The sequence below is a fragment of the Arthrobacter sp. OAP107 genome, assembly GCF_040546765.1.
Taxonomy (GTDB): Bacteria; Actinomycetota; Actinomycetes; order Actinomycetales; family Micrococcaceae; genus Arthrobacter.
On the sequence record NZ_JBEPOK010000001.1, the window covers coordinates 4,476,340 to 4,499,161 of the forward strand.

The 22,822-nt window shown below is 66.2% G+C and carries 24 protein-coding genes; 8 read left to right on the top strand and 16 right to left on the bottom strand.

Annotated elements, in window-relative coordinates:
• Nucleotides 1-104: 104 nt before the first annotated feature.
• From ABIE00_RS20510 to ABIE00_RS20520, 3 genes are read left to right on the top strand one after another with little or no spacing between them, the layout of a single operon-like run.
• The gene (locus tag ABIE00_RS20510) at nt 105-743 is read left to right on the top strand and encodes an SSI family serine proteinase inhibitor (protein WP_354262498.1); all 639 of its coding nucleotides are present in this window, start codon (nt 105-107) and stop codon (nt 741-743) included.
• A gap of 19 nt (nt 744-762) precedes the next feature.
• Nucleotides 763-1,704 (top strand): 3-methyladenine DNA glycosylase, encoded by a 942-nt coding sequence (locus tag ABIE00_RS20515; RefSeq protein WP_354262499.1) that lies wholly within the window; start codon nt 763-765, stop codon nt 1,702-1,704.
• Nucleotides 1,701-2,105 carry a serine protease inhibitor gene (locus ABIE00_RS20520; RefSeq protein WP_354262500.1) on the top strand — a complete coding sequence of 135 codons (405 nt, stop codon included), beginning with the start codon at nt 1,701-1,703 and terminating at the stop codon, nt 2,103-2,105. The genes ABIE00_RS20515 and ABIE00_RS20520 overlap by 4 nt, the downstream gene beginning before the upstream one ends.
• A 170-nt stretch (nt 2,106-2,275) precedes the next feature.
• On the opposite strand, the gene ABIE00_RS20525 is transcribed toward ABIE00_RS20520, so the two are convergent.
• Together ABIE00_RS20525 and ABIE00_RS20530 are read right to left on the bottom strand one after the other, a co-directional pair.
• Nucleotides 2,276-5,431, bottom strand: a complete 3,156-nt coding sequence (locus tag ABIE00_RS20525; protein WP_502914248.1) for a S8 family serine peptidase — start codon at nt 5,429-5,431, stop codon at nt 2,276-2,278.
• A 277-nt stretch (nt 5,432-5,708) separates the two neighbouring features.
• Nucleotides 5,709-5,909, bottom strand: a complete 201-nt coding sequence (locus ABIE00_RS20530) for a hypothetical protein (protein ID WP_354262501.1) — start codon at nt 5,907-5,909, stop codon at nt 5,709-5,711.
• A gap of 266 nt (nt 5,910-6,175) precedes the next feature.
• Between ABIE00_RS20530 and purS the strand changes: the two genes are divergently transcribed.
• The 3 genes from purS to purL are packed head-to-tail and all read left to right on the top strand — an operon-like array spanning nt 6,176 to nt 9,526.
• Complete coding sequence (gene purS / locus ABIE00_RS20535) at nt 6,176-6,427, top strand: phosphoribosylformylglycinamidine synthase subunit PurS (protein WP_003798434.1); 252 nt, start codon at nt 6,176-6,178, stop codon at nt 6,425-6,427.
• Nucleotide 6,428: 1 nt separating this feature from the next.
• Nucleotides 6,429-7,199 (top strand): phosphoribosylformylglycinamidine synthase subunit PurQ, encoded by a 771-nt coding sequence (purQ, locus tag ABIE00_RS20540; RefSeq protein ID WP_354262502.1) that lies wholly within the window; start codon nt 6,429-6,431, stop codon nt 7,197-7,199.
• Nucleotides 7,199-9,526, top strand: a complete 2,328-nt coding sequence (gene purL, locus ABIE00_RS20545) for a phosphoribosylformylglycinamidine synthase subunit PurL (protein WP_354262503.1) — start codon at nt 7,199-7,201, stop codon at nt 9,524-9,526. The genes purQ and purL overlap by 1 nt, the downstream gene beginning before the upstream one ends.
• Nucleotides 9,527-9,606: 80 nt before the next feature.
• Here purL and ABIE00_RS20550 read toward each other — a convergent pair whose 3' ends face one another.
• Genes ABIE00_RS20550 through ABIE00_RS20570 form a run of 5 tightly spaced genes read right to left on the bottom strand, consistent with a single transcriptional unit; the run spans nt 9,607 to nt 11,851 of the window.
• The gene (locus ABIE00_RS20550; RefSeq protein ID WP_354262504.1) at nt 9,607-9,900 is read right to left on the bottom strand and encodes a DUF503 domain-containing protein; all 294 of its coding nucleotides are present in this window, start codon (nt 9,898-9,900) and stop codon (nt 9,607-9,609) included.
• 24 nt (nt 9,901-9,924) lie between these two features.
• Nucleotides 9,925-10,242: a putative quinol monooxygenase gene (locus ABIE00_RS20555; RefSeq protein WP_354262505.1), complete on the bottom strand. Its 318-nt coding sequence runs from the start codon at nt 10,240-10,242 to the stop codon at nt 9,925-9,927.
• Nucleotides 10,243-10,269: 27 nt separating this feature from the next.
• The gene (locus ABIE00_RS20560) at nt 10,270-10,893 is read right to left on the bottom strand and encodes a tetratricopeptide repeat protein (RefSeq protein ID WP_354262506.1); all 624 of its coding nucleotides are present in this window, start codon (nt 10,891-10,893) and stop codon (nt 10,270-10,272) included.
• 12 nt (nt 10,894-10,905) lie between these two features.
• The gene (locus tag ABIE00_RS20565) at nt 10,906-11,454 is read right to left on the bottom strand and encodes a DUF1990 domain-containing protein (RefSeq protein WP_354262507.1); all 549 of its coding nucleotides are present in this window, start codon (nt 11,452-11,454) and stop codon (nt 10,906-10,908) included.
• On the bottom strand, nt 11,447-11,851 hold the full coding sequence (locus tag ABIE00_RS20570) for an MmcQ/YjbR family DNA-binding protein (RefSeq protein ID WP_354262508.1): 405 nt from the start codon (nt 11,849-11,851) through the stop codon (nt 11,447-11,449). The genes ABIE00_RS20565 and ABIE00_RS20570 overlap by 8 nt, the downstream gene beginning before the upstream one ends.
• A gap of 45 nt (nt 11,852-11,896) precedes the next feature.
• On the opposite strand from ABIE00_RS20570, the gene ABIE00_RS20575 reads away from it, so the two are divergent.
• Complete coding sequence (locus ABIE00_RS20575; RefSeq protein ID WP_354262509.1) at nt 11,897-12,925, top strand: isopenicillin N synthase family dioxygenase; 1,029 nt, start codon at nt 11,897-11,899, stop codon at nt 12,923-12,925.
• 5 nt (nt 12,926-12,930) lie between these two features.
• On the opposite strand, the gene ABIE00_RS20580 is transcribed toward ABIE00_RS20575, so the two are convergent.
• The 9 genes from ABIE00_RS20580 to ABIE00_RS20620 form a co-directional block, all read right to left on the bottom strand.
• Nucleotides 12,931-13,356, bottom strand: a complete 426-nt coding sequence (locus ABIE00_RS20580) for a CoA-binding protein (RefSeq protein ID WP_354262510.1) — start codon at nt 13,354-13,356, stop codon at nt 12,931-12,933.
• 249 nt (nt 13,357-13,605) lie between these two features.
• Nucleotides 13,606-14,388 carry a hypothetical protein gene (locus ABIE00_RS20585; protein ID WP_354262511.1) on the bottom strand — a complete coding sequence of 261 codons (783 nt, stop codon included), beginning with the start codon at nt 14,386-14,388 and terminating at the stop codon, nt 13,606-13,608.
• Complete coding sequence (locus ABIE00_RS20590) at nt 14,385-14,933, bottom strand: RNA polymerase sigma factor (protein ID WP_354262512.1); 549 nt, start codon at nt 14,931-14,933, stop codon at nt 14,385-14,387. The genes ABIE00_RS20585 and ABIE00_RS20590 overlap by 4 nt, the downstream gene beginning before the upstream one ends.
• 101 nt (nt 14,934-15,034) lie before the next feature.
• Nucleotides 15,035-15,574, bottom strand: coding sequence for a hypothetical protein (locus tag ABIE00_RS20595; RefSeq protein WP_354262513.1), 540 nt, complete (start codon nt 15,572-15,574; stop codon nt 15,035-15,037).
• A gap of 251 nt (nt 15,575-15,825) precedes the next feature.
• Nucleotides 15,826-17,115, bottom strand: a complete 1,290-nt coding sequence (locus tag ABIE00_RS20600) for an adenylosuccinate synthase (protein ID WP_331570029.1) — start codon at nt 17,113-17,115, stop codon at nt 15,826-15,828.
• 196 nt (nt 17,116-17,311) lie between these two features.
• Complete coding sequence (locus tag ABIE00_RS20605) at nt 17,312-19,030, bottom strand: choice-of-anchor G family protein (RefSeq protein ID WP_354262514.1); 1,719 nt, start codon at nt 19,028-19,030, stop codon at nt 17,312-17,314.
• Complete coding sequence (locus ABIE00_RS20610) at nt 19,027-19,893, bottom strand: hypothetical protein (RefSeq protein ID WP_354262515.1); 867 nt, start codon at nt 19,891-19,893, stop codon at nt 19,027-19,029. Before ABIE00_RS20610 ends, ABIE00_RS20605 begins: the two co-directional genes overlap by 4 nt.
• A gap of 37 nt (nt 19,894-19,930) precedes the next feature.
• Nucleotides 19,931-20,518: a signal peptidase I gene (locus ABIE00_RS20615; protein ID WP_354262517.1), complete on the bottom strand. Its 588-nt coding sequence runs from the start codon at nt 20,516-20,518 to the stop codon at nt 19,931-19,933.
• A 9-nt stretch (nt 20,519-20,527) separates the two neighbouring features.
• Nucleotides 20,528-21,229: a SipW-dependent-type signal peptide-containing protein gene (locus ABIE00_RS20620; protein ID WP_354262518.1), complete on the bottom strand. Its 702-nt coding sequence runs from the start codon at nt 21,227-21,229 to the stop codon at nt 20,528-20,530.
• A gap of 368 nt (nt 21,230-21,597) precedes the next feature.
• On the opposite strand from ABIE00_RS20620, the gene ABIE00_RS20625 reads away from it, so the two are divergent.
• On the top strand, nt 21,598-22,809 hold the full coding sequence (locus tag ABIE00_RS20625; protein WP_354262519.1) for a cobalamin-independent methionine synthase II family protein: 1,212 nt from the start codon (nt 21,598-21,600) through the stop codon (nt 22,807-22,809).
• The last annotated feature ends 13 nt before the right edge of the window (nt 22,810-22,822 follow it).

Sequence of the window (22,822 nt, forward strand, 5' to 3'; positions counted from 1 at the left end):
GAATCGATACCCTTCCGTTAGCAATTGCCGCGTACCGTTATCCGCCTGTACCGTACCGCCGGGGGCCCCGACGGTAGAATGGGAAAAACTTGAGGAGACCCGGCATGCGCAAGCAACTGATTTCTGTGCTGCTCGCCCTCGCTGCGACGGGCGGTCTCGCGGCCTGCACCCCGAACAACGGAACCGGCCAGCCTTCGTCCACGCCGGGTGCCACCAGCGCCTCCCCTGGGACTTCATCACCGGGGACTTCATCACCAGGCGCTTCGTCACCAGGAACCGGCACGCCAAGCACGGGCACTCCCGGCGCCCCGACGCCCGGCTCTACACCGCCCGATGCCGTGACGACCGTCCCAGCGCCCGCGCCCCCTTCCGCTTCTCCTCTACCGTCCGGTCTCGGCGCCGGCGATGCCGAACTGTCCATCACGGTCAAAGCGTCGAAGGACGGCAAGGCCGTCAACTACACGCTGGTCTGCAAAGCCGGCGCACCGATGGCCGAGAGCCAGCACCCCAACGCAGCCGCAGCCTGCACGGCCCTGAAGAACAACGCCGCCATCGTCAACGCCGCCGCTCCGCCGAAGGGCATCTCCTGCACGCAGCAGTACGGCGGACCGCAGGTGGCCATAGTGACCGGCGAGGTCAACGGCACGCCGGTGGAGACCTCCTTCGCACTGCGGGACGGCTGCCAGATCGGCGCCTGGAACGCGGCTAAGGACATCCTCGGTGCTGCGGGCGGGGCGCTCTAGCACTGTGGCAGGCACTGCATTGACGACCCCCGCTGCCCGGGTCCTCTCATCCGCCGAATGGCGGGAACGGGAAGCGGCCCACGTGCGCAGGGTGCGCCGGTACGCTGATCCCTATCTTGCCCGCCGGTCAGCGGGGCGGAAGCATCCCGTGGAGGACTTCCTCTTCACGTACTACACGCAAAAGCCCGGCCAGCTGCTGCGCTGGCATCCCGGGGACGGCGTGGTGCTCTCCGGAACGGAGGCTGCCGCCCGCCGGGACTGGAAATACTACAAAACGCTCGACGGCGGTGAGCTGGCCGGCGCAGGCCTCCCCGCCGGCAGCTCGGCAGTGGCGTTAGACCGTGGGGCTTTCCTGGCCGAACGGCGCGACGCCCTCGTGTTTGCCCGGATCATCCTCGCCGGAACGGCCGCCCGGCCGGCACAGTTCGGCTGCTTCGGGCTGCATGAGTGGGCCATGGTCTACCGGCAGGAGAAATTCGAGCTGCGCCACGAGTACCTCAAGCTGCGGCTGGGCGGCGCGGGCACGGACAAGGTGGTTGAGGACAACAGGATCCGTTGCTCGCATTTCGATGCGTTCCGGTTCTACACACCCGACGCCATACCCCTGAACGAGCTGTCCCCCAGCCGGGAGAACCAGAGGACCATGGAGCAGCCCGGCTGCCTGCACGCCAATATGGACCTCTACAAGTGGGCGTACAAGCTCTCCCCGGCCCTGCCGAGCGAACTCGTGATGGACTGCTTCGAGCTGTCGTGGCGGGTGCGGGCCATGGACATGCAGGCCTCCCCCTATGACCTTACGGACTGGGGCTACCCGGCCATTCCGATTGAGACCCCGGACGGCAAGGCGGCGTACGTCGAGCAGCAGCGCGCCTTCTCGGCCGAGGCCCAGGAGCTGCGCGGCCGGCTGCTGGCCGCCCTCATGCCGCTCTTCGACAGCCTGGAAACGGAGACGGAACGATGAGCGATACACCTGCGTCCCCGGGCCGGGGCCCGGACACCGGCCTGCACCCGGACACGGACCTCGAACTGACCGTCGCCCTCACCCACACGCCCGGCGGCCCGGAACACGTCTTTGTCCTCGTCAGCCGTTCCGGCCAGCTGGTGGAATCAACGCTCCCGGACCCAGCGGCGGCGATCGCCGCCGTCGGACGCTTCGGGGAACGGATCTTTTTTCCCGAACCCGGCCCGCCCAAGCTGTGTACCCAGCAGTACGGCGGCCCCCAGGTTGCCGTGGTCACCGGCACCTTCAACGGCCGCACGGTGAACTCCCGGTTTTCCCTGACGGACGGCTGTGAAATTGCCCGCTGGCGGGCCCTGTCTCCGCTCCTGGGCGGGGTGGCCGGCTCCACGGGCGCCATCTGATCCCTGCGCCACCCGAGCAAACTGGACATCCACAGACGCGCGCCGGAAGAGTTGTGGGCTGCCCGAACGGGGCATGGCACGGCGAAGGCCGGCGGGACCCTGGCATTTTGTGCCACGCCCGCCGGCCTTCGCTGTGGGGCCCTTTTCGGGAGCCCGGTTCCGGGACCTTCCTAAACGGAGTTATCCGGTGACGGCGCCAGGTCCTCGTTCTGGACCTTCCCCTCTTCCTTCTTTTTCTTCGGATCTTCCGAAGCCGGTGCAACCGCGACGGCGCCGCCCTCCGCCACCACAACGTTCACGAACGTCGGTGAACTGGCCCCGTCGAACGTGATTCGTCCGATGTAGGAGCCCGGTGCCAGGTTCTTCCAGCTGAGGGCGAGCTTGCCGCTGAGCCCGTTCGCAAGGCGGACAGGGTCAGGCGTCACGGTGGCGTTGCCCTCATTGGCCCCCAGCACCGCAGCATCGACGGAGGCCTTGGTTGCTTGCTGGTTGGGGCTGTCATAGAGGTTCACGAACATCTGGTAAGTCCCTGCGGCAGGGTTGGGAATCGACACAGATTCGCTCGCCGAGGAGGTGGCCACCACGATTCCCTGTCCGTCCGGGGTGATGACCACCATGTCGAAGTCGGCATTCTCATCCGCGGAAATCACGGACAGCTTGGCCAGCGGCACGCCGGCCGGAACGTCAACGGTCTTGACGAAGTTCGAGGCATCCGCCGCGTACCGGAAGGGACCGGGCACGAGTTCGATGGCGGACGAGTCGGCCTTCGACAAGCCGTCGAGCGTCACGTTGACGGGCGAGTTGGTACCCGAGACGATGCCGATGTTCCCGGAACCGTTGGCCCCCTGGGAGGTGAAGGCAATGTTCTTGGGAGCCACCACCGACTGCGGCCGGACCGCGATCGGTGAGGTCACCGTCTTGTTGGCGCCCCGCCATGTGAGCGAACCCGCGGCGAACTCGCCCAGCTTGGCGCTTTGGTTTTCAAACGCCACCTTGAATGTGCGCTTCTGGCCTGCCGCGTTGAAGGACAGGACCGACGGCGTTACCGTCACCTTCACTCCGGGCACGCTGGCCTTGGCGCTGTACACGCCCGGTGTCAGCGCTGTCACCGTGCGGGTGACCTCGATCCTGCCGGCCAGGTTTCCGAGCGAGAAGGACGGGACGTTCATGTCGCGGGGCCGGGTGCTGCCGAGTCCCTGGATGCCCAGGTCCATTCCGGTGCCCTGGATGAACCGCAGGTAGTCGTCGGTGCTGGCGTCGTAGACGAGACCCGGATCCAGGACGCGGGCCGGATCGACCTGCCCTGCACCGGTGGCGAGGACGTCCGTGTTCTTGCTCCCGTCGGCGAGTTTGACGTCGCTGGCGGTGGTCATCATGGCGGACTTCACGGCGGCCGGGGACCAGGTGGGGTTCTTGCCCAGGATGAGGGCACCGAAGCCGGCTACGTGGGGAGACGCCATGGATGTGCCGGACATGAAGCCGAACTGGTCGCCGCCGGCGCCGATCGGCGACACGCCGGCCAGGACAGCAACGCCGGGCGCTGCAACGTCGGGCTTCAGCAGGTCGGAGTCCGTGGCGAGGAGCGGTCCGCGGGAGGAGAAGCCGGCGATCTGCGGCTGTGCCTCGGCGGGGAGTCCTGTGGTGTCCTTGTTGACCAGCGAAACCGTGATGGCCGGGTTCGCCGCCACTTTGGCTTTGATGGTCTCCGTGGCAGGCGGGTTCACGTGCACGGTGGGGACGGAGTGCTTGTCGGCGTCGAGCGAGGACGCGGTCAGGTTGACGAGGATCATGCCGACGCCGCCGCCCCGCGCCACCTCCGCGCTCTTGGCCACCCGGTCGTAGACACCGCGGTCACAGACCACCACCTTGCCGGCGATCTTTGCAGGATCGAGCGAGCCGGGCGCACACAGTGCAGGGTCGGCGGCCTGTCCGGATGCTGCGTCGCCGGCGAGGACAACTCCTGCGCCGGCCACTTCACGGTTCATGATGCTCGCGCCGCGGAACTTGCTGCCGTCGGAGAACTCCACGGTGCCCTGCAGTTCCTGCGAGAAGCTGCTGGCGGCAACGGTAGTGACCCACGGTTCGCCGTGGTTGACGGTGCTGGCCTCCGGGCCGGAGTTGCCCGCGGAGGTGGCCACGAAGATGCCGGCCGAGGCGGCGGACAGGAACGCCATGGACACCGGGTCCGTGGTGGTGGACGTGGTTCCCGAGATCGAGTAGTTCAGCACGTCCACGCCGTCGAGGACGGCCTGGTTGATGGCGTCGACGGCGGAGGAGGTGTAGCAGCCGCCGGTGTTGGGATCGTTGTCTTCCCAGCAGATCTTGTAGATGGACAGCTTGGCGGCCGGTGCGATGCCGCCGGTCAGCCCGAAGCTGCGGCCGTCAACGAAGGTTTCCACGTCGGCGTTGCCGGCCGCGGTGCTTGCCGTGTGGGTTCCGTGGCTGCCCACGTCCACGGGCGAGATCAGCTCTTCCGGCGCCCGGTCCGGCTTGGCGACGGACTGCTCGAAGGCGTCCGAGAAGTACCTGGCACTCAGGACCTTGGAATTGCATGCTGTTCCGTTGAACTTCTCGCCCTTCTGGCACTCGCCCTCGAAGGTGCTGCCGTCCGCCTTCAGCATGGCGATGTTGCCGCCGGCGGTGCGGTAGGGAACGCCCACCAGCGGATTGCCCTTCAGCGGCGCCACATCTTTGCCGGCGAAGAACTGGCTGCCAGGCGTGTAGCCGGAGTCGATGACTCCCACCACGACACCTTTGCCGGCGCCCGCCTTGCCGCCGAACTGCCTGTTCCACGTGCCGTTGGCGCCGCTGAGCTTGAGGAAGTCAGTAGTGGAGTAGTCCGGGGCCTGCTGGGTGTCGGGTGCCACCGCAAGGACCCCGGGGTCCTTGGCCAGGTTCACGGCCTGATCGGCGGTGAGCTGGGCGCTGAAGCCGTTAAGTGCAGCCGTGTACTTGCGGCGGATCTGCACATGTTCCTTCTCGGCCAGCGCGGCCTGCTTCGCCTCCAGGTGGGCCTGGTACTGGCGCACCTCTGCCCGGTTGGCATCGAGCTTGCGGCCGGACCGCGGCTTCGTGGCCCGCAGGCCCGGCGTGCCTCCCTCATAGGTGGCAGCGGGCTTCTCGGTCAGGACCACAATGTAGCGGCCGGCGGAGTAGCCGTTGGGGCCGACATTCTTTTGCTGTGCGGCCGGTACCGAAACCGGCGACGGCGCCGCGGTTGCCGGCAGTGCGCCGACAGACGAAAGGAGCAAAGGCAAGCCGACAACCAGTGCCGCTGCTTTCCGGGCCCCCCGACTTCGGAAGAAGCTTTTTCCTGCTGATTTCACGAGTGGTTTGAACCTTTCATAAAGGAACAGCCCCGGCTACGTTGCCGGGCGCAAGCGGCAACGACACGTGAAGATGACAGGTCCTGTCGATCCCAGCAATCGCTGACCGATCACCACAGTACCTACTGAGAGCCGCATATGACATAGGGCACATTCGACGAATTTTTACTTTTTTGTCATCACGTTCGACACGGACATCAAAAAGCAGGCGGGCGCCCTGAAGGGCACCCGCCTGCGGAGTGTAAGTCTGTTTTGCCGGGGTTGTACGGCCGGGCAACTACTGCCGCGGCGTGCGCACCACCTCGCTGATCCACTGGCGCGTCTTCTCGTCCACCGGACCGGCCACCCTGTCCTGTCCGACGCCCTTGAGGCGGGCCTTACGGTCGGCCTTGATCTTCTGGATCACCATCCTGCCGAGGCCGGCGAACACGGCGACGGCCATCACCGGCAACAGGACGGATTTCGGTTTCTCAGCCATTACGCAATCCTACTGAGGCTGCCCACGGCGGGCCAGACCCGGCGTCGTTCTTCCCTTGCTCCGGCGTCGGCCGCACGTCCGCCGCACCGAATACGGATTGGTGCGCCGCGGCCGGTAGAATGGGCATGCAAGCTCGCGGAGCGCCCGTCCACACCATGCCTTTTGAATGCCCTGCCATTTGAACCGGCCAGGCAATTTCAGGGATGGCGTGAGACGGCAACACTCCGCTGCGCCCTTACCCAATGTACATGCACAGGAGTTGCCGGATGCCCCGGATCGTTGTCGACGTCATGCCCAAGCCCGAGATTCTGGACCCGCAGGGGAAGGCCATCGTGGGAGCACTCCCCCGCCTGGGCTTCACCAGCTTTAGCTCTGTACGCCAGGGCAAGCGTTTCGAACTGACCGTTGACGGCGAGGTGACCGAGGACATCCTGGCCCAGGCCCGCGATGCCGCCGAAACCCTGCTGTCCAACCCCGTGATCGAAGACGTCGTGAACGTCGAGGTCGTCGAGGCCTGAGATGACTGAACTTCCCCTGATCGGCGAGGCAGTCGCCGTCGCCGCCCAGCCGCGCCTCGCAGGTGCCAAGATCGGCGTCGTCACTTTCCCTGGCACCCTGGACGACCGGGATGCTTCCCGTGCGGTCCGGCTCGCGGGCGGCACGCCCGTGGAGCTCTGGCACGGTGACTCCGAACTGGGCGACGTCGACGCCGTCATCCTGCCGGGCGGATTCTCCTACGGCGATTACCTGCGGGCCGGCGCCATCGCGCGCTTCGCCCCGCTGATGTCCAAAATCATCGACGCCGCCAACTCGGACGCCAAGCTGCCGGTGCTTGGCATCTGCAACGGCTTCCAGCTGCTGACCGAGTCGCACCTGCTGCCCGGATCCATGATTAAGAACGACCACCTGAAGTTCATCTGCCGCGATCAGGTGCTGCGGGTCGAGAACAACAGCACCTACTGGACCGGGGACTACGCCGCGGGCCAGGAAATCACGGTGCCGCTGAAGAACCAGGACGGCCAGTACATCGCGGACGAGAAGACCCTCGACGCCCTGGAGGCCGAGGGCCGCGTGGTGTTCCGCTACGTGGGCTTCAACCCGAACGGCTCGCGCCGCGACATCGCCGGCATCTCGAACGCCGCCGGCAACGTGGTGGGCCTCATGCCGCACCCGGAGCACGCCGTGGAGGTGGGCTTCGGTCCCGAGTCGCTGGACGGTATCGGCGGGTCCGACACCGAAGGCCTCGGTCTCTTCACCTCGGTACTGAACAAGATTGTGGGAGCGAACTAATGACCGAGATCTCTACCAGCTCGATCGCCGAGACCAAGAAGTTCAACATCGATACCGTCGAGAACGCGGCCAAGACGCCGGACACCGAACTGCCCTGGGCCGAGCTGGGCCTGAAGCGCAACGAGTTCGACGAGATCGTCAAGGTCCTGGGCCGCCGCCCGACTGGCGCGGAACTCGCCATGTACTCCGTGATGTGGAGCGAGCACTGCTCCTACAAGTCCTCGAAGAACCACCTGCGCCAGTTCGGCGAGAAGGTGACCGACGAGATGAAGAAGGACATGCTGGTGGGCATCGGCGAGAACGCCGGCGTCACCAACCTGGGCGACGGCTGGGCTGTCACCTTCAAGATCGAGTCCCACAATTCGCCGTCATTCGTTGAGCCGTACCAGGGTGCCGCCACCGGCATCGGCGGCATCGTCCGTGACATCATCTCCATGGGTGCCCGCCCGGTTGCGGTGATGGATCCGCTGCGCTTCGGCGCCATCGACCACCCGGACACCGCCCGCGTCATGCACGGCGCGGTCGCGGGCATCGGCGGCTACGGCAACTCCCTCGGCCTGCCGAACATCGGCGGCGAGATGGTCTTCGACTCCGTGTACCAGGGCAACCCGCTGGTCAACGCGCTGGCCGTGGGCGTCATGCGCCACGAGGACATCCGCCTGGCCAATGCCTCCGGCAAGGGCAACAAGGTGGTCCTGTTCGGTGCCCGCACCGGCGGTGACGGCATCGGCGGCGCCTCCGTGCTTGCCTCCGAGTCCTTCGACGACACCAAGCCGTCCAAGCGCCCGGCTGTCCAGGTGGGCGACCCGTTCGCCGAGAAGGTCCTCATAGAGTGCTGCCTTGAACTGTTCAAGGGCTCGCTGGTTGAGGGCATCCAGGACCTCGGCGCCGCGGGCATCTCCTGCGCAACGTCCGAGCTCGCGTCCAACGGCGACGGCGGCATGAACGTCGAACTGACCTCCGTGCTGCTGCGCGACCCCACCCTGACTCCGGGCGAGATCCTGATGTCCGAGTCCCAGGAACGCATGATGGCAGTGGTCACGCCGGAGAACGTCGAGGCGTTCGAAGCCGTTATGGACAAGTGGGCCGTGGAGTACGCCTGGCTCGGTGAGGTGACCGACAGCGGCCGCCTGATCATTACGTGGGAAGGCGAAGTCATTGTCGACGTCGACCCGCGCACGGTGGCGCACGACGGTCCGGTCTACGACCGCCCGTTCGCCCGTCCGGAGTGGCAGGACACGGTCCAGGCCGATAAGTTCACCGGCTCCGTGCAGGACGCCGGCCGCCCCTCCGCCCCGGCCGAACTGGCCGCGGCCGTCACCGAGCTCGTCGCCTCGCCCAACATGTGCGACAAGTCCTGGATCACCAACCAGTACGACCGGTACGTCGGCGGCAACACCGCCATGGCGTTCCCGGACGACGCCGGCGTGGTCCGCGTGGACGAGGAATCCGGTCTGGGCGTGGCCCTGGCCACCGACGCCAACGGCCGCTACACCTACCTGGACCCGTACCACGGCGCCCAGCTGGCACTGGCCGAGGCCTACCGCAACGTTGCCACCTCCGGCGCCGTGCCGATGGCCGTCAGCGACTGCCTTAACTTCGGCTCCCCCGAAGATCCGGACGTCATGTGGCAGCTGGCCGAGGCCATCCGCGGCCTCTCCGACGCCTGCATGGTGCTGGGCATCCCGGTCACCGGCGGCAACGTCTCGCTGTACAACCAGACCGGCACCACGCCGATCCACCCCTCCCCGGTGGTGGCAGTTCTGGGCAAGCTCGACGACGTCGCCCGCCGCACGCCGTCGGGCTGGCGGGAAGATGGCGCAGCCATCTACCTGCTGGGCACCACGGCCGACGAGCTGGACGGCTCGGAATGGTCCAATCTGCGCGGCCACCTCGGCGGCCTGCCTCCCAAGGTTGACCTCGAGGCCGAACGCGCACTGGGCGAGATCCTGATCAACGCGTCCCGCGACGGCATGGTGGACTCGGCCCACGACCTCTCCGAGGGTGGCCTTGCCGCGGCCCTCGTCGAATCGTCGCTGCGCTACGGCGTGGGCGCCCGGATCGCCCTGCAGGATGTCCTGGACCGCGACGGCGTTGACCTCTTCACCGCGCTGTTCTCCGAGACGCAGGGCCGCGCGGTCGTGAGCGTTCCGCGCTCCGAGGAAGTCCGCTTCAAGGACATGTGCACCGCCCGCGGCTTCGAGCACCTGCGCATCGGCGTGGTGGACGCAGCCAGCGGACAGCTGGAGATCAACGGCGTGGACACCCTTTCGCTGGACTCGCTCCGCGAAGCCCACGAGGCCACGCTGCCGAAGTACTTCGGCTAGCCGGCCAGCAGCTGCCGACGCGGGGTCACTTACCGCCCAATAATCCCCCGGGATTGGGCGCGAAGTGACCCCACGTTGCTTTAATCCTCGCTGTGGATCTCCCGTTGCCGGGCGCTCAGCAACTCCAGTTCGGGACGGTAGGCCACGAAGCGTTCGACGGCGGTAAGCACCTCCACGAGGTGCGCGCGGTCCGCGGCAACCAGGCCGGCGCCGATCCTCGCGCGGCGGTACTGCTCGTGCTCGCCCACCTCTGCGACGGAGACGTCGTAGCGCCGCTTGACCTCGGCCAGCAGCGGCCGCACCACGGACCGCTTCTCCTTGAGGCTGTGCACGTCGCCGAGGAGGATGTCGAACTCGATCCAGCCGATCCACATGCCGTTAATGCTAGCGAACGGGATCTAGATGGTGAGTTCGCCCATCGTGTCCCAGCCCTCGCCGTCGAGCTGGCGGCTGATGATGCGCGGGGTCTCCGCGAGTGCCTGCGGCATGTCCGCCATGGCCTTCTTGAAGTGGGCACTGTTGACATGGTCGCCGGCGGCATCGTCCTTGAATGCTTCGACAAGGACGAACTCGTTGGGGTCGTCCACACTGCGGGACCAGTCGAACCACAGGTTGCCCGGCTCCTGGCGGGTGGCTTCGGTGAAGTCGGCCACGAGGCCGGGCCACTTGTCGGACCAGTCCGGCTTGACCTTGAACTTGACGACGATGAATATCACGGGGTTCCTTCCGTTGGTTTGATTGTGTCAGTGGGCGGCCAGCGCCTGCTCGCACTCTTCGATGGCCTCGCGGGCGTACTTCTGCTGGGCCGGCGTCCCGACGCGTTCGGCCCACTGTTCGGCCAACTGGAACTCCACCAGTGCCTCGGTGAGCCGACCCGCACCGTGCAGGGTCCAGCCCAGGTTGTTGTGCAGCGCCACCATCCAGCGCTTGGTCCGCTCGTCGTGGACCGTCGAGGCGTACTCCAGCGCGCTGCGGGTCCAGATCTCCGCGTGGGCGGAATAGGCGATGGCCAGCATATGCAGCGCGTCCACGGCCAGGAACTCCTCGCCAAGATGGTCGCCGAGTTCGGCCGCCTGCTCAAAAAGCGGTACTGCCATGGCCGCGTGCCCGCTCGAGTTCAGGACCCGGCCGCGTTCCAGCAGGATGCGGACACCTACCGTCGGCTCGTCGCCGTCAATCGCGTCGAGCAGCGCGTCAGCCTCCTCGAAGCGGCCCTGGAGCCCGATGGCCCTCCCCAGCTGCGTGGTGAGTTCCGCGCGCTCGTCAGCGTCGTAGCGGGGGTCGGCGAGCGCGTCCCGGAAGCGTTGCTCGGATAGCTTCGGATCCTCGAAGTTCCACAAAAGGTCAAGGCTCTTTTGGTCCAGCATGTCCTCTCCTGATCAGCTTTCACCTGCGGCGAGTTGGCGTGCACCTTCAATGTATCGGGAAGTCATGAGGCGCTGCGCACGGCGGGCCAGCGTGCCACCCGCGGCGTAGAACCAGTTGGAAGGCCGGCTGAACGCCGTGATGCTGAGGTAGACCCGGCCCTGGCCGTCGATCTCGGCCTCGAACGACTCCTCGCCGCGCACCGGGTGACCCGGCAGGGAGCCGTAGCCGAAGCCGGCGGACTGAGGCCCGCCGCCCGGAACCGGGCGGTGTACCCACACCACTTCACAGGGTACGTTGAGGCGGAAGGGCCCGACGCCGAATCCGCTCACCACGCGCGCGCCGGGAACAACGACGGCGGACTCGGTCCGGACCCGCAGCCCTGACCGGCGCTGCAGCTCCCAGGTGAGGATCCCTTCCGCCACCCGGCGGTAGACGTCCGTACCTTCGCCAAGGTAGGTCCGGGACGCCAGGTGGCGGTAGCCGGCCGGCGCCCCGCCGTGCTCGGTGGCACCGATCTCCGGGTAGTTGAGGGCCCCGCGTGCCAGGCGCTTTTCAGTCATTGCCCACCTGCCGCGCCCAGCCAAGCTGCTCCCGCTGTTTCCGGCTCAGCGAGGCAACCACCAGGTCGTAGGAATCCTCCACCATGTCCCGGACCATGTCGTCGGGCAGGGCCCCGTCCAGCCGGACGCCATTCCAGTGCCTCTTGTTCATGTGCCACGCCCCGGTGATCTCCGGGTGCACGGCGCGCAGTTGTTCGGCCAGAGCGGGCTCGCACTTGAGGCTCACCGACCAGTCATCAGGATCCATGGCCGACGCCGCGAACATCTTGGCCTCCTGCCTTGCCCCGCCGGACACGGCTGCCCTGACCTTGAACACCGAGGTTTCGGGACCGAACGGGAAATCCTCGAAGGCGCCGGGAAACGACAGGCAGATTTTTCTCAGGTCATCGGGATCCATGCAGCGAGCCTACAAACCCTTTCCGGGCGGTGCTAGTCTGCGAACATGGCAGCTGCCCAGGAGACCATACCTGTGCTCGACCTCGGCTCCGCGCGCCGGGCCGACGGCTCGTTCAATCCTGGATTCATCGAGGAACTCCGGGACGCCACACACCGCGTCGGTTTCTTCCAGGTCATCGGCTACGGCGGCGCGCCCGGCCAGGCCACGGAGCTGCTGGCTACGATCAAACGCTTTTTCGACCTGCCCCTCGAAGAACGGATGAAGTTGGATAACCGGCTGTCCCCGCATTTCCGCGGCTACACCAGGATGGGCACGGAAGTCACGCAGGGCAGGGCGGATGCGCGCGAGCAGATCGACTATTCACCCGATCGGGAGCCTGTGAAGGACTATCCGCCTGAGCAGCCCTACTGGCTCCTCCAAGGCCCCAACCTCTGGCCGGATGAGTCGATGCCGGAGCTGAAGGACGCCGCCATGGCCTGGGCAGGGCTCATGTCCAATGTGGGGGCCGAGCTCATGCGGGCCATCGCCGTGTCCCTCCAGCAGCCGGAGGACTATTTCGAGGAACCGTTCAGGGATACTCCGGCCTGGATGGGCAAGCTGGTCCATTACGTCGGCGGCGTGGTGGAAGCGGCGGGCGACCAGGGCGTGGGCTCCCACGCGGACTACGGGTTTGTGACCCTCCTCCTCCAGGATGAGGTGGGCGGGCTCGAAGTGCTGCCGCCGGGCGCAAGTTCCTGGGCTCCGGTGGAGCCTATCCCCGAGGCGCTGGTGGTGAATCTGGGCGAAATGCTCGAAGTGGCCACCGAGGGCTATCTGGCCGCCACCATCCACCGGGTCAAGGCCCCGCCGCCCGGCGTGGACCGTTACTCCGTGCCGTTCTTCTGGTCTCCCCGGCTCGACGCGGTGATTGAGCCGGTACCACTCCCGGCGGAGCTGAAGGCGCAGGCGCGCGGCATTTCCGACGACCCGTCCAACCCGATGCTCGCCTCGTTCGGCCTGAACATGCTCAAGGGCCGGATGCGTGCCCACCCGGATGTCACCGAGCGTCACTACCCGGAGCTGATGAAGTCCTGAACAGGCTAAATGCCCACTCGCCATCCCTCGCGGGCGGGGCATGAGTTCACCACGACGTCCAGCCCGGCAGCCTTTGCACGCTCGACGGCGGCATCGTCGAAGACGCCCAGCTGCAGCCACACCGCCTTGGCACCGACCGCGATGGCCTGGTCAATGACGGGCCCCACCTTCTCGGAGTTGACGAAGCAGTCCACGACGTCGATCGGGTGCTTTGCCGCCGGGATCTCGGCGAGCGAGCGGTAGCCCTTCTCCCCGTGCACGTCCTCGCCGGGCAGGTTGACCGGAATGATCTCCATGCCCATCCGGTCCCGGACATACAGCGAGACGTCGTACGCCGAGCGCCACTCATTCCGGGTCAGGCCCACAACGGCCCACGTGCCCTTCGTTCGCATGAGTCGGTCGATAACCGCCGGATCGTTTTCGTGGGACATGCCCCAACTCTACTCCTGCGGCCATTTGACGGCGTTTTCCGAATATCTGAGTGTCTGCCGCCGGCCCGCGGCATAAAAAATGCCGGGCTGGAATTTGATGGGGGAACAACTTCCAGCCCGGCACTCTCATCTGGGTAATCGTTGGGGAACCCCAATGGGTTACGCCGATTCCAAAACTTTTTCAAAACTCTTTTGCAGCCCGCGTAGCCCGTCCACACCGGCGCCGCCCCCTTGGGAGTGCGGCGTCGGCTAAGGCGTGCCGGGGACCGGCTTGGCAGGAACCGTAGGCACACCGCCCGGGAGCGTGGGCACTGCAGGCAGCGGCTTGGCCGGAAGCTTGGGCGCGACGCCCGTTCCGGGGACCGTGGGCAGCTGGCTGGGCCGGCCCGGCGTGGGCGTCTGGGCCTTCGGGGCTCCGTTGGAAGCCGCGGGACGGTTCGCGGCCGATGAGCTGGAGGAAGCCGGACCCGTTTGGGCCGGCGTCGCGGGTACCGACGGCGGTGCGGCCGTTTCCGTGACAGACGGCTTGGGTGCAGCAACAGTCGGCGCCGGAGCCGCGGGAATGTCGGCGGGCGATGTGGGCACCGGCGTTGGCGCCGTGGTCTCGCTGGTCGGCTGGAAGATCCGGACCACGGTATGGCCCACACTGTTGCGGAAGTCCTCGCTGGAGGCTGCGACAGCGCCGGCCCCAAGTCCCATGGCACCGACCACCGCGGCGCCCACCACAAAGCCCATCCGCCTCTGCCGGTTGCGGCGGTGCAGTTCGAGGCTGGCGACATCCGGCGTCGAGGCGCGCCGCATCGCTTGGGCGGTTACGTCAGAAGCGGGTACGGCCGAAGCGGGGACGCCGGCAGCGCACGCCCCGTGAGCGAGCAGTGCGGCCAGGTCGGCCCGCGGTTGGGGTGCGGAATCCTGGGCGGACCCGCGCAGTTCTTCGAGGGACCTGCGGAGATCGGCGTCGTCTTCGAGCCCGGAATCCAGGAGGATCGCCTGGATCTCTCCTTCTTCGCGGCCTGCCGGCGTGACACTCATGATGCTGCGTGGTCCTTTTCCTTGACGAGTTCGCGCAGGGCGATGAGTCCGCGGCGCTGGAGCTGTTTGATGGCCCCGGGGGTTTTGTCCATGATGCCGGCCACCTGTTCAACCGAAAGGTCAGCGACGATCCGCAGGACCAGCACTTCCCGCTGGTCCTCGTTGAGCATGGCCAGTACAGAGCTCATGCCGCCCAGCGAACCGAGGACCTCGTCCTCGGCGGAACTTGACAGCCGGTCGTCCGTGAGCGGATCGAATTCGGTGAGCTGCGGGGTTCGGGCGGACCGGCGGCGGTAGTCCACGAGCCGGGCGTGCGCCACGGAGAAGATGAATGTCCGGAGACCGGAGTGGCCGCCCCGCACGTTGCTGAGCTTGGGCAGGACATCCACGAAGACGTCCTGCGTGAGGGCTTCGGCATCGTCCACGCCGCGCGCCCGGAAATAACCAAGGACGGCGGGGGAAATAATGCTGTAAACAGCGCTAAAGCCGGAAGGGTCGCCAGACAGGGCTGCTGACAATTCGTCGTCGGTCAGCTGAGCTGCCAAGGAACGGTCCTTCCCTTTACTGCGGGTGTGCGGCGGTTAAGCCTAACCGCCGCACACCTCACGCCCCTATTCGGGGAACGCCCTGTTTCGCGTGCTGTGGACTACTTGCCGGTGGGCAGGTCGGCAGCAGCGTCAGCCTTGACGTCAGCGTCTGCAGCGACGGACGGAGCGGCCGGCTTGGCTACGTGGTCAGCAACGTTCGGCACAGCCGGGGTGGCGGGGACGGCCGGCGTGGCCGGAACACCGGCACCGCCGGGAACAGCGGGGGTGGCGGGGATTGCTGCGGTCACGCTGGCACCCGCGGCCTTGTCACCGGCGGCGACGTTGGCGTTGGCTGCGGCGTTGTCCTTGTCAGCTTCCGCTGCGGCGTCGGCTGCGTCAGCAGCTTCGCCGGCAGCCTTGGCCTTGGCGGACGGGACGGCGGGAACCTTCGGGGTGGCCGGCGTGGCCGGGACGGCGGGAACTGCCGGAACCTCGGGGGTGGCAGGAACGGCCGGCGTTGCGGGCGTAGCGGGGGTCACCTCTGCGTGCTGCGAGCTGGAAACCTGGGCGGCGTTGGCCAGTCCGATGCCGGAGAACCCTCCAACAGCGACAATGGCGGCTGCGACAGCAATCTTGGTGGTCTTGCTAACACTCTTCATCAGAAAAAAATCCTTTGGTTGATTGAAGGCCGGGACGGAGGCCGATGGGGGACAACCTCGTCCCGGCGCTTACATATAGGTAATCGCCGGGACCGGCCGGGAGGTTACGCGGTTCCGGAAACTTTTTTCAGACGGGCATGCCTTCCCGCAGAAAGAGCGGATTAACGACGACCGCGGCGGGCCACCGTGAGGTGACCCGCCGCCGTCGGGAGCTGCTTGCTTGAGTTGTGTGTTACCGGACGCTTCCGGCGTCAGTCGTTGATCAGGTCGTTGACCACGATGGTCTGGTCGCGGTCCGGTCCCACGCCGATCGCGGAGAAGCGCGTGCCGGACAGCTTCTCGAGGGCCAGCACATAGTTGCGGGCGTTCTCGGGCAGGTCAGCCAGCGTGCGGGCGCCGGTAATGTCCTCGGTCCAGCCTTCGAAGTACTCGAAGATCGGCTTGGCGTGGTGGAATTCCGTCTGCGTCATGGGCATTTCGTCGTGCCGGACGCCGTCGACGTCGTAGGCCACGCACACCGGGATCTGTTCGATGCCGGTGAGGACATCCAGCTTGGTGACGAAGTAGTCGGTGAAGCCGTTCACCCGGGAGGCGTGGCGGGCCAGTACGGCGTCGTACCAGCCGCAGCGGCGCGGGCGCCCGGTGTTGACGCCGAATTCACCGCCGGTCTTCTGCAGGTACATGCCCATCTCGTCGAAGAGTTCCGTGGGGAACGGACCTGCGCCCACGCGGGTGGTGTACGCCTTGATGATGCCGATGGACCGCGAGATGCGGGTGGGTCCAATGCCGGAGCCCACCGAGGCGCCGCCCGCAGTCGGGTTCGAGGAGGTGACGAACGGGTAGGTGCCGTGATCGACGTCGAGGAACGTGGCCTGGCCGCCCTCCATGAGCACCACCTTGCCCTCGTCCAGGGCGGAGTTCAGCACGAGGGTGCTGTCGATGACCAGGGGGCGCAGACGCTCGGCGAAGGAGAGGAAGTAGCTGACCACCTCTTCCACCTCGATGCTGCGGCGGTTGTAGATCTTGACCAGAAGCTCGTTCTTCTGGCGCAGCGAGCCTTCCACCTTCTGGCGCAGGATGGACTCGTCGAAGACGTCCTGGACGCGGACGCCCAGGCGGGCCACCTTGTCCATATAGGTGGGCCCGATGCCGCGGCCGGTGGTGCCGATGGCCCGGCTGCCGAGGAAGCGTTCGGTGACCTTGTCCAGCACCTGGTGGTACGGAGCGACGAGGTGGGCGTTGGCGGAGACACGCAGTTTCGAGGTGTCGGCGCCGCGGGCCTCGAGGCCGTCGATCTCCTGGAACAGGGCCTCGAGGTTGACGACGCAGCCGTTGCCGATAATGGGAACGGCGTTGGGGCTGAGGATGCCGGCCGGAAGGAGCTTCAGCTCATACTTCTCACCGCCTACGACGACGGTGTGCCCGGCGTTGTTGCCGCCGTTCGGCTTCACTACGTAGTCGACACGGCCGCCAAGCAGGTCGGTGGCCTTACCTTTTCCTTCGTCGCCCCACTGGGCTCCGACGATCACGATTGCTGGCATGGGATCCTCCCCCATTCGTTCGGGCCGCCCAGGTTTCTCCACCGGAATGGAAAGTCTCTGCGGCGCCGTTCATGAGAATGCCCCGAGTGGACCGGCTTTCGCTGTTCCTCTGCAGGAACCAGCGGCGCATCGGCCCCGGGGCTCTTACCACCCAAGTTTAGCGGATTGCACGGGTTCCTCCCGTGTCGCGGCACGCTCACGGGACACGCAGCGCCACAGGGCCGGCCGAGGAATTCCCGATGGAGAGGCTAAGTAGCCCTGCGTTGTCGATCAGCCCGACTCTCACGGCCGAAACCTTGTACTCTCCGGCGGCCGCAGTGACGTCCGCGGGTTTGGTGCCCGGCCAGGGCTGGTCGGGCCGGACGTTAACGTTCATGGCCACGTGCGAGCTGACTGCGTCGAGGACGGATCCGACGGCGTTGATCACCGGCGTGATGAGCGACTGGAGGCTGGTGCCCAGTGCAGGGAGTCCTGCATTGAAGATTGTCGCGTTCAGTGCATCCGTCACCGCGGCGTTGGCTCCGTTGGTCAGGGCTGCTGTTACGGGCCCCAGCACCGCTTTGACGGCACCTCCAACATCGAGGCCAAGTACTTTGGAGGTCACGACGGGGGGCGGCGCCGTTCCATCGAGGATCTGGCCCAGCGTCGACGGCCCAACATTGACCGCCACGGTGGCTACGTCGAGGCCGGCTAATTTCAGCGTCATGTTCGTGGTGGTTTTGAGCGTGAAGGCCTCCAAAACCCGGGTCTTCCAGTCCTCGAGGAGAGACGTCACTTTGCCGGTGACAGTAGCGATCATGGCCGCGTCGAGTACAACCTCATGGTTGGGTCCCATGTTGTTTAGCCCGGTTGCGCTTCCTGTTAGCGTGGCGAGATCCACCATGACCGTTCCTCTGCCGAGATCTACCGTGACTATGCCGTCGCGGTCCGTCATGGACTCCGTCATCAGGGAAGATACGGTTGAGGCGTTCGGTACAGAAACGGTAACGCTGGTGCTGATCTCGTGGATACCTCCAGTGAGGCCAAGAAGCGGTTCAACGATATCGGAGATGTCGTCGGATACGGCCGTCGCGAGCCGGCTTGTTTCCGTCAGTGAGTTCAGCTGGCTCAGAACCGGTCCCACTGACGCCGTGCCCTGTGAGGAGAGCGCGCCAACGGCGGGCACGTGGGCGTTCAGGTCCAGGCTGGCGATGCCGTAGTCGCGCTGGACGGCAGGCGTAGTGTCCAAGGTCGGCCAGCCGTTGGTCATGACGCAACCGTCCAGCGCGGCAGACGAAGCAACAGCGCCGACGTCGAGCGTTACACCGGCTAGCGAACCGGGGACGATGTTCCCGAGCGAAATGCTTGCGGCCCTCGGCGCCGTGGCGGCACCGTTTGCGGTTCCGCCCACGTCAGTTGCGCCCGACTGGTCCGAGACCAGACCGGAGGCGCCATGCGACTGCCCGTTCTTCCGTGCCTGCGCCCACTGGGTGTAACTGCCGATCCCGCCAACGGGGACACCGAGGCCCAGGCCCGCCTCAACAACAGTCCCGCCCAGGACGGTGACGGGCAGCTTGCTGATGAAGGCGTCCGTTGTGCCGGGCACCGGGGTGGCGGTGACAGGCGCCGGCGACGCCGTGGTTCCGTTGTTCGTCACGGTGAGGCCCTCGACGCCGGCGATGGAGTCCAGCCCCACGTCCAGGATGCTGCCGCTCACCTGCCGCGCCCAGGACTGGCTGGTGAAGAGGCTATTGCTGGTGCAGTCACCGGGTGATCCGACGCCGACGGCGCCGTGCACCCATTCGTCGTCGGTCCAGGCGGCACTGGTGATGGTCGTCCCGGCCGCGAGTGAAATGGCGGCCACCGCGGCAACCAGCAGCGAATGCCGCGGCCGATCCACGACGCCCCGGGCTGCCCTTTTCAGACTGGCCCTCATCGGGTGGTCCTTGTGGAAGCACGCGAACCGCGGAAGCCTGCAACAACGGCGGCGCCAAGCAGCACCAGGGCGCCGCCCGCGAAGAGCGCCGGCAGGACGGCAGCACCGGTGTCACCCAGCCCGGCATCTGTCCCGCCGGTTCCACCCGGGCTGGTGTCCATCGGCGGGCCCGCCTCCCCCGGCTCGCCGGGCGCCGGCGGTTGCTCCGGCCGCGGTGGTTGGGTTGGCTCCGGTGATTGGCCTGGCCCCGGCGATTGGCCTGGCCCTGGCGACGGGTCTGGATCTGGAAACGACGCGCCCCCGGCGGACTCCCCCATGGCGCTCACACCAATCCCCAGCGTCAGTGAAGTGCCGCCAGATTCTGCAGAGCTGGCGGGCCGGGAAAGGGTAAACCGCAGAAAGGACGCCGTGCCTGCGCGAAGGTCGCTCAGCGGAACCTGGACATCCTGGCGAAGCGCCGCCAGTGTCGTAGGCGCAATCTTGGAGATGGAGCCGGATGGGCAGCTCAGGCTTCCGTTCAGTCCGCTGGTCCCCTGCCACTGCACAGCACACTCCTCCACCGCGACCACGTACCTGTCGGTTCCGGCGATTTCCCCGCCCGCGGTCACCTGCAGCCTGGACGCTGCCGTCGGTTCCGTCATTGTCAGGCCGATCTGCCAGCTGAAGGACTCGGCCGGCTCAAGGACGGGCAGCGTCAGGGGATAGACAGAGGACGAGAGGGACAGCAAACCCGGAGCCCCGGTCTCGGGCACCGGAACCAGGTCTTCGGCGGCAAGTGCAGCACCGGGGCCGGCCGCTACGACCGTCAGTGCCAACGCGAATCCGGCCCTCCAACGTCCCGGACAGCCTCTAATTCCGCGCATTCTCTCCACCTCCCCGTTGAGCCGATGCCCGGTTGCATTACGTTGCCTGACGCGTCTGCCGTTTAGGCCAGTACGCCCAGAGCACCAGCGCTGCCAGGGCAAGTGTTGCTCCGGCAATGAACCCCGGGCCCCTGACCGTCATCAGCCATGAGCCGACAACCGGCACCGTCACCAGCACTTTCTGGGCGGTGGCAACTTCGTAGGGCAAGGGGTCCTGGGAGCTGTTCGCATCGCCCTTGAGAATCAGCGACGCTTTACCTCCCGCCGATTCAGGCCGCGTCACGGAAACCACACGGTGGGTGATCAGCACGCTGGAGTCCTCACGTTTTACGGACACGACGTCGCCCGGTACCAGGTCTTCCGCCTGGACTTGGACTGTCAGGGACAAAGCGCCCACCGGATATTGGGGCTCCATGGAACCTGTCCGGAAGACCACGAAGGACGCCTTGAAGACGAACCCGAGGATCAGAGCCAGAATGCACAGCAGCCCCAGAACGGCCACCAGCGTCAGGGAAATTTCACGGATGATTTTGAGGACGCGCAACAGGATGTGCGGGACCGCCGCCCCGCGCGGCACCGGGGCCGCACGGGACCGAGATCCTTGCCCGGCAATTACTTCCGGCATGGCCAGTGGCTACGAGCCGACGGTGCTCGTGAACTTCCAGAGCGGAACTGTCTTCAGCCCCTGAAGAGTATCTGCAGCACTTGACGGGAGCGTGAGCGCAAAGCAGATATCGACGGCGGCACCGTCCGTCACTGTGTCACCCGCCGCCGGGAGAACGATGTTGTTAGCCACTCCGGGTTCGGAAATAGTGCCCAGCGGGGATCCTGCAGGAACGATGTTGGTCCCAACAGCCGGGAAGCCTGTGGCGTTGCACAGCGCCTTGTCCACATTCTGCTTCGCCTCGTACCTCAGCTCGGAGTAGAGAACCGAGGAGTTGGTCACCGAGTCGATGGGAGTGGACTGCACGGCCTGCGTCAGTCGGGCCACCAGCGCCTCAGAACCGGCCGCCGCGCGCAGCTGCATGGGAGCGTAGACGGTGCTGCCGGGCACCAGGTTGTCCGCGTTGACGCTGAAAGTCAGGGCCCCACCGGGCGCCGCGTCCTTATCACCCCAGACGGCTGCCCCTCCCGTCCCGGTCCAGGTGTTCTGCTGCATGTGATAGGTCTTCGTTCCCGGGCCGCCGCCGTTGCCGCTTTGGCCGAACACCCATTCATTGTCAGTCCAGGCAGCGAGCGTGAAGGCCGCACCGACTCCCAGGACAAGCCCGGCCGCCAGAATTGCCCGGACTTTCGTAGCTTTTGCGCGCGGCTCAGCGCTGGTTGAAGCAACCATTGTTTCCCCCAAATTTAGATGTGTACCGAGCGATAGAAATTCGGCTGCAGGTATGGGGGAGCATCGGTGTTTCCCCCAAAAAACCGATAGCACGACCTGATCATTTGCGCAGGTCAAGTCAAGTTAACCGTTTTGGGGGTGCCTCGGCTAACTCCAGTTCGCGGCCGATTCAGCCGCCACCGGGCGACACAAACCAGTGCCGATTTGCCCGCCCGAAAGGAATCGATTTAAGTGGGAATGGACCATCCCGAGCGGCCGAGAGACCTGGATCGCTGACGCCGCAGCAACCTTGCCACCGAAAGGCAGCGCCATCCGCCTGCCGTCCGTAAAGGTGCTACCGCCAGGACCGATGGAAAGGAAACCCAGCCTTGTCGCTGAATACTGACCACATCCGCGTCACCCACGCCGGTTCCCTGCCCCGCACCCCTGAGCTCATTGCCGCCAACGCAGCCAAGGAAGCCGACGGCATTACGCCGGAGTTCCTTGACCTGCTGGAGACCTCGGTGGTGGACATCGTCCAGCGCCAAAAGGACCTGGGCATCGACATCCCCAACGACGGCGAATACGGCCACACGATGTCCAACAGCGTGGATTACGGCGCGTGGTGGAACTACTCGTTCGCCCGCCTGGGCGGCCTCGAACCCACCAACGTGGACCGCTGGGCCGATGCCGGGGTGCACCGTTCCACGCCGGGCAACATCGTCCTGACCTCGTTCCCTGACCGCCGGGACCGGCAGAAGTTCAATGACGCCTACAACGACCCCTCCTCCGGGATCCTCGCCCACCGCAAGAGCGTGGCACAGCCCAAGATCGCCGGCCCGCTGACCTACACCGGACAGGACCTCGTGGCGTCGGACGTCACCAACCTCAAAGCCGGCCTGCAGGCAGCCGGCCTTACCGAGGGATTCGTAGCGTCGCTCTCCCCTGGCTCCTGCGCACGGGTGGCCAACGAGTACTACAAGACCGAAGAGGAACTGGTCTACGCCTGCGCTGACGCCATGCGGGAGGAATACAAGGCAATCATCGATGCCGGACTGACCGTCCAGCTCGATGACCCGTCGCTGGCGGAGAGCTGGGACCAGATCAACCCGGAGCCCAGCCTTGAGGACTACCTCAATTTCATCCAGCTCCGGGTCGAGGCCACCAACTGGGCCCTCCGCGACCTGCCCGAGGAGCAGATCCGGCTGCACGTCTGCTGGGGATCCTGGCACGGCCCCCACACCACTGACATCCCGTTTGCCGACATCATCAGCTCAGTCCTGCAGATCAATGCCGGCGGCTACTCGTTCGAGGCAGCCAATGTCCGCCACGAGCACGAATGGCGCGTGTGGGAAGACACCAAGCTTCCCGAGGGCAAGGTCATCATTCCGGGCGTAGTCTCGCACGCCACCAACGTCGTGGAACATCCGGAGCTGGTGGCAGACCGGATCGAACGCTTTGCCAAACTCGTTGGGCGCGAGAGCGTGATCGCCTCCACCGACTGCGGACTCGGCGGCCGGGTCCACCCGCAGATCGCCGTCGCCAAACTCCAGGCTCTCGGAGAGGGCGCGCGCCTCGCCACAAAACGGCTCTGGAAGTGATTTAGCCCTCATT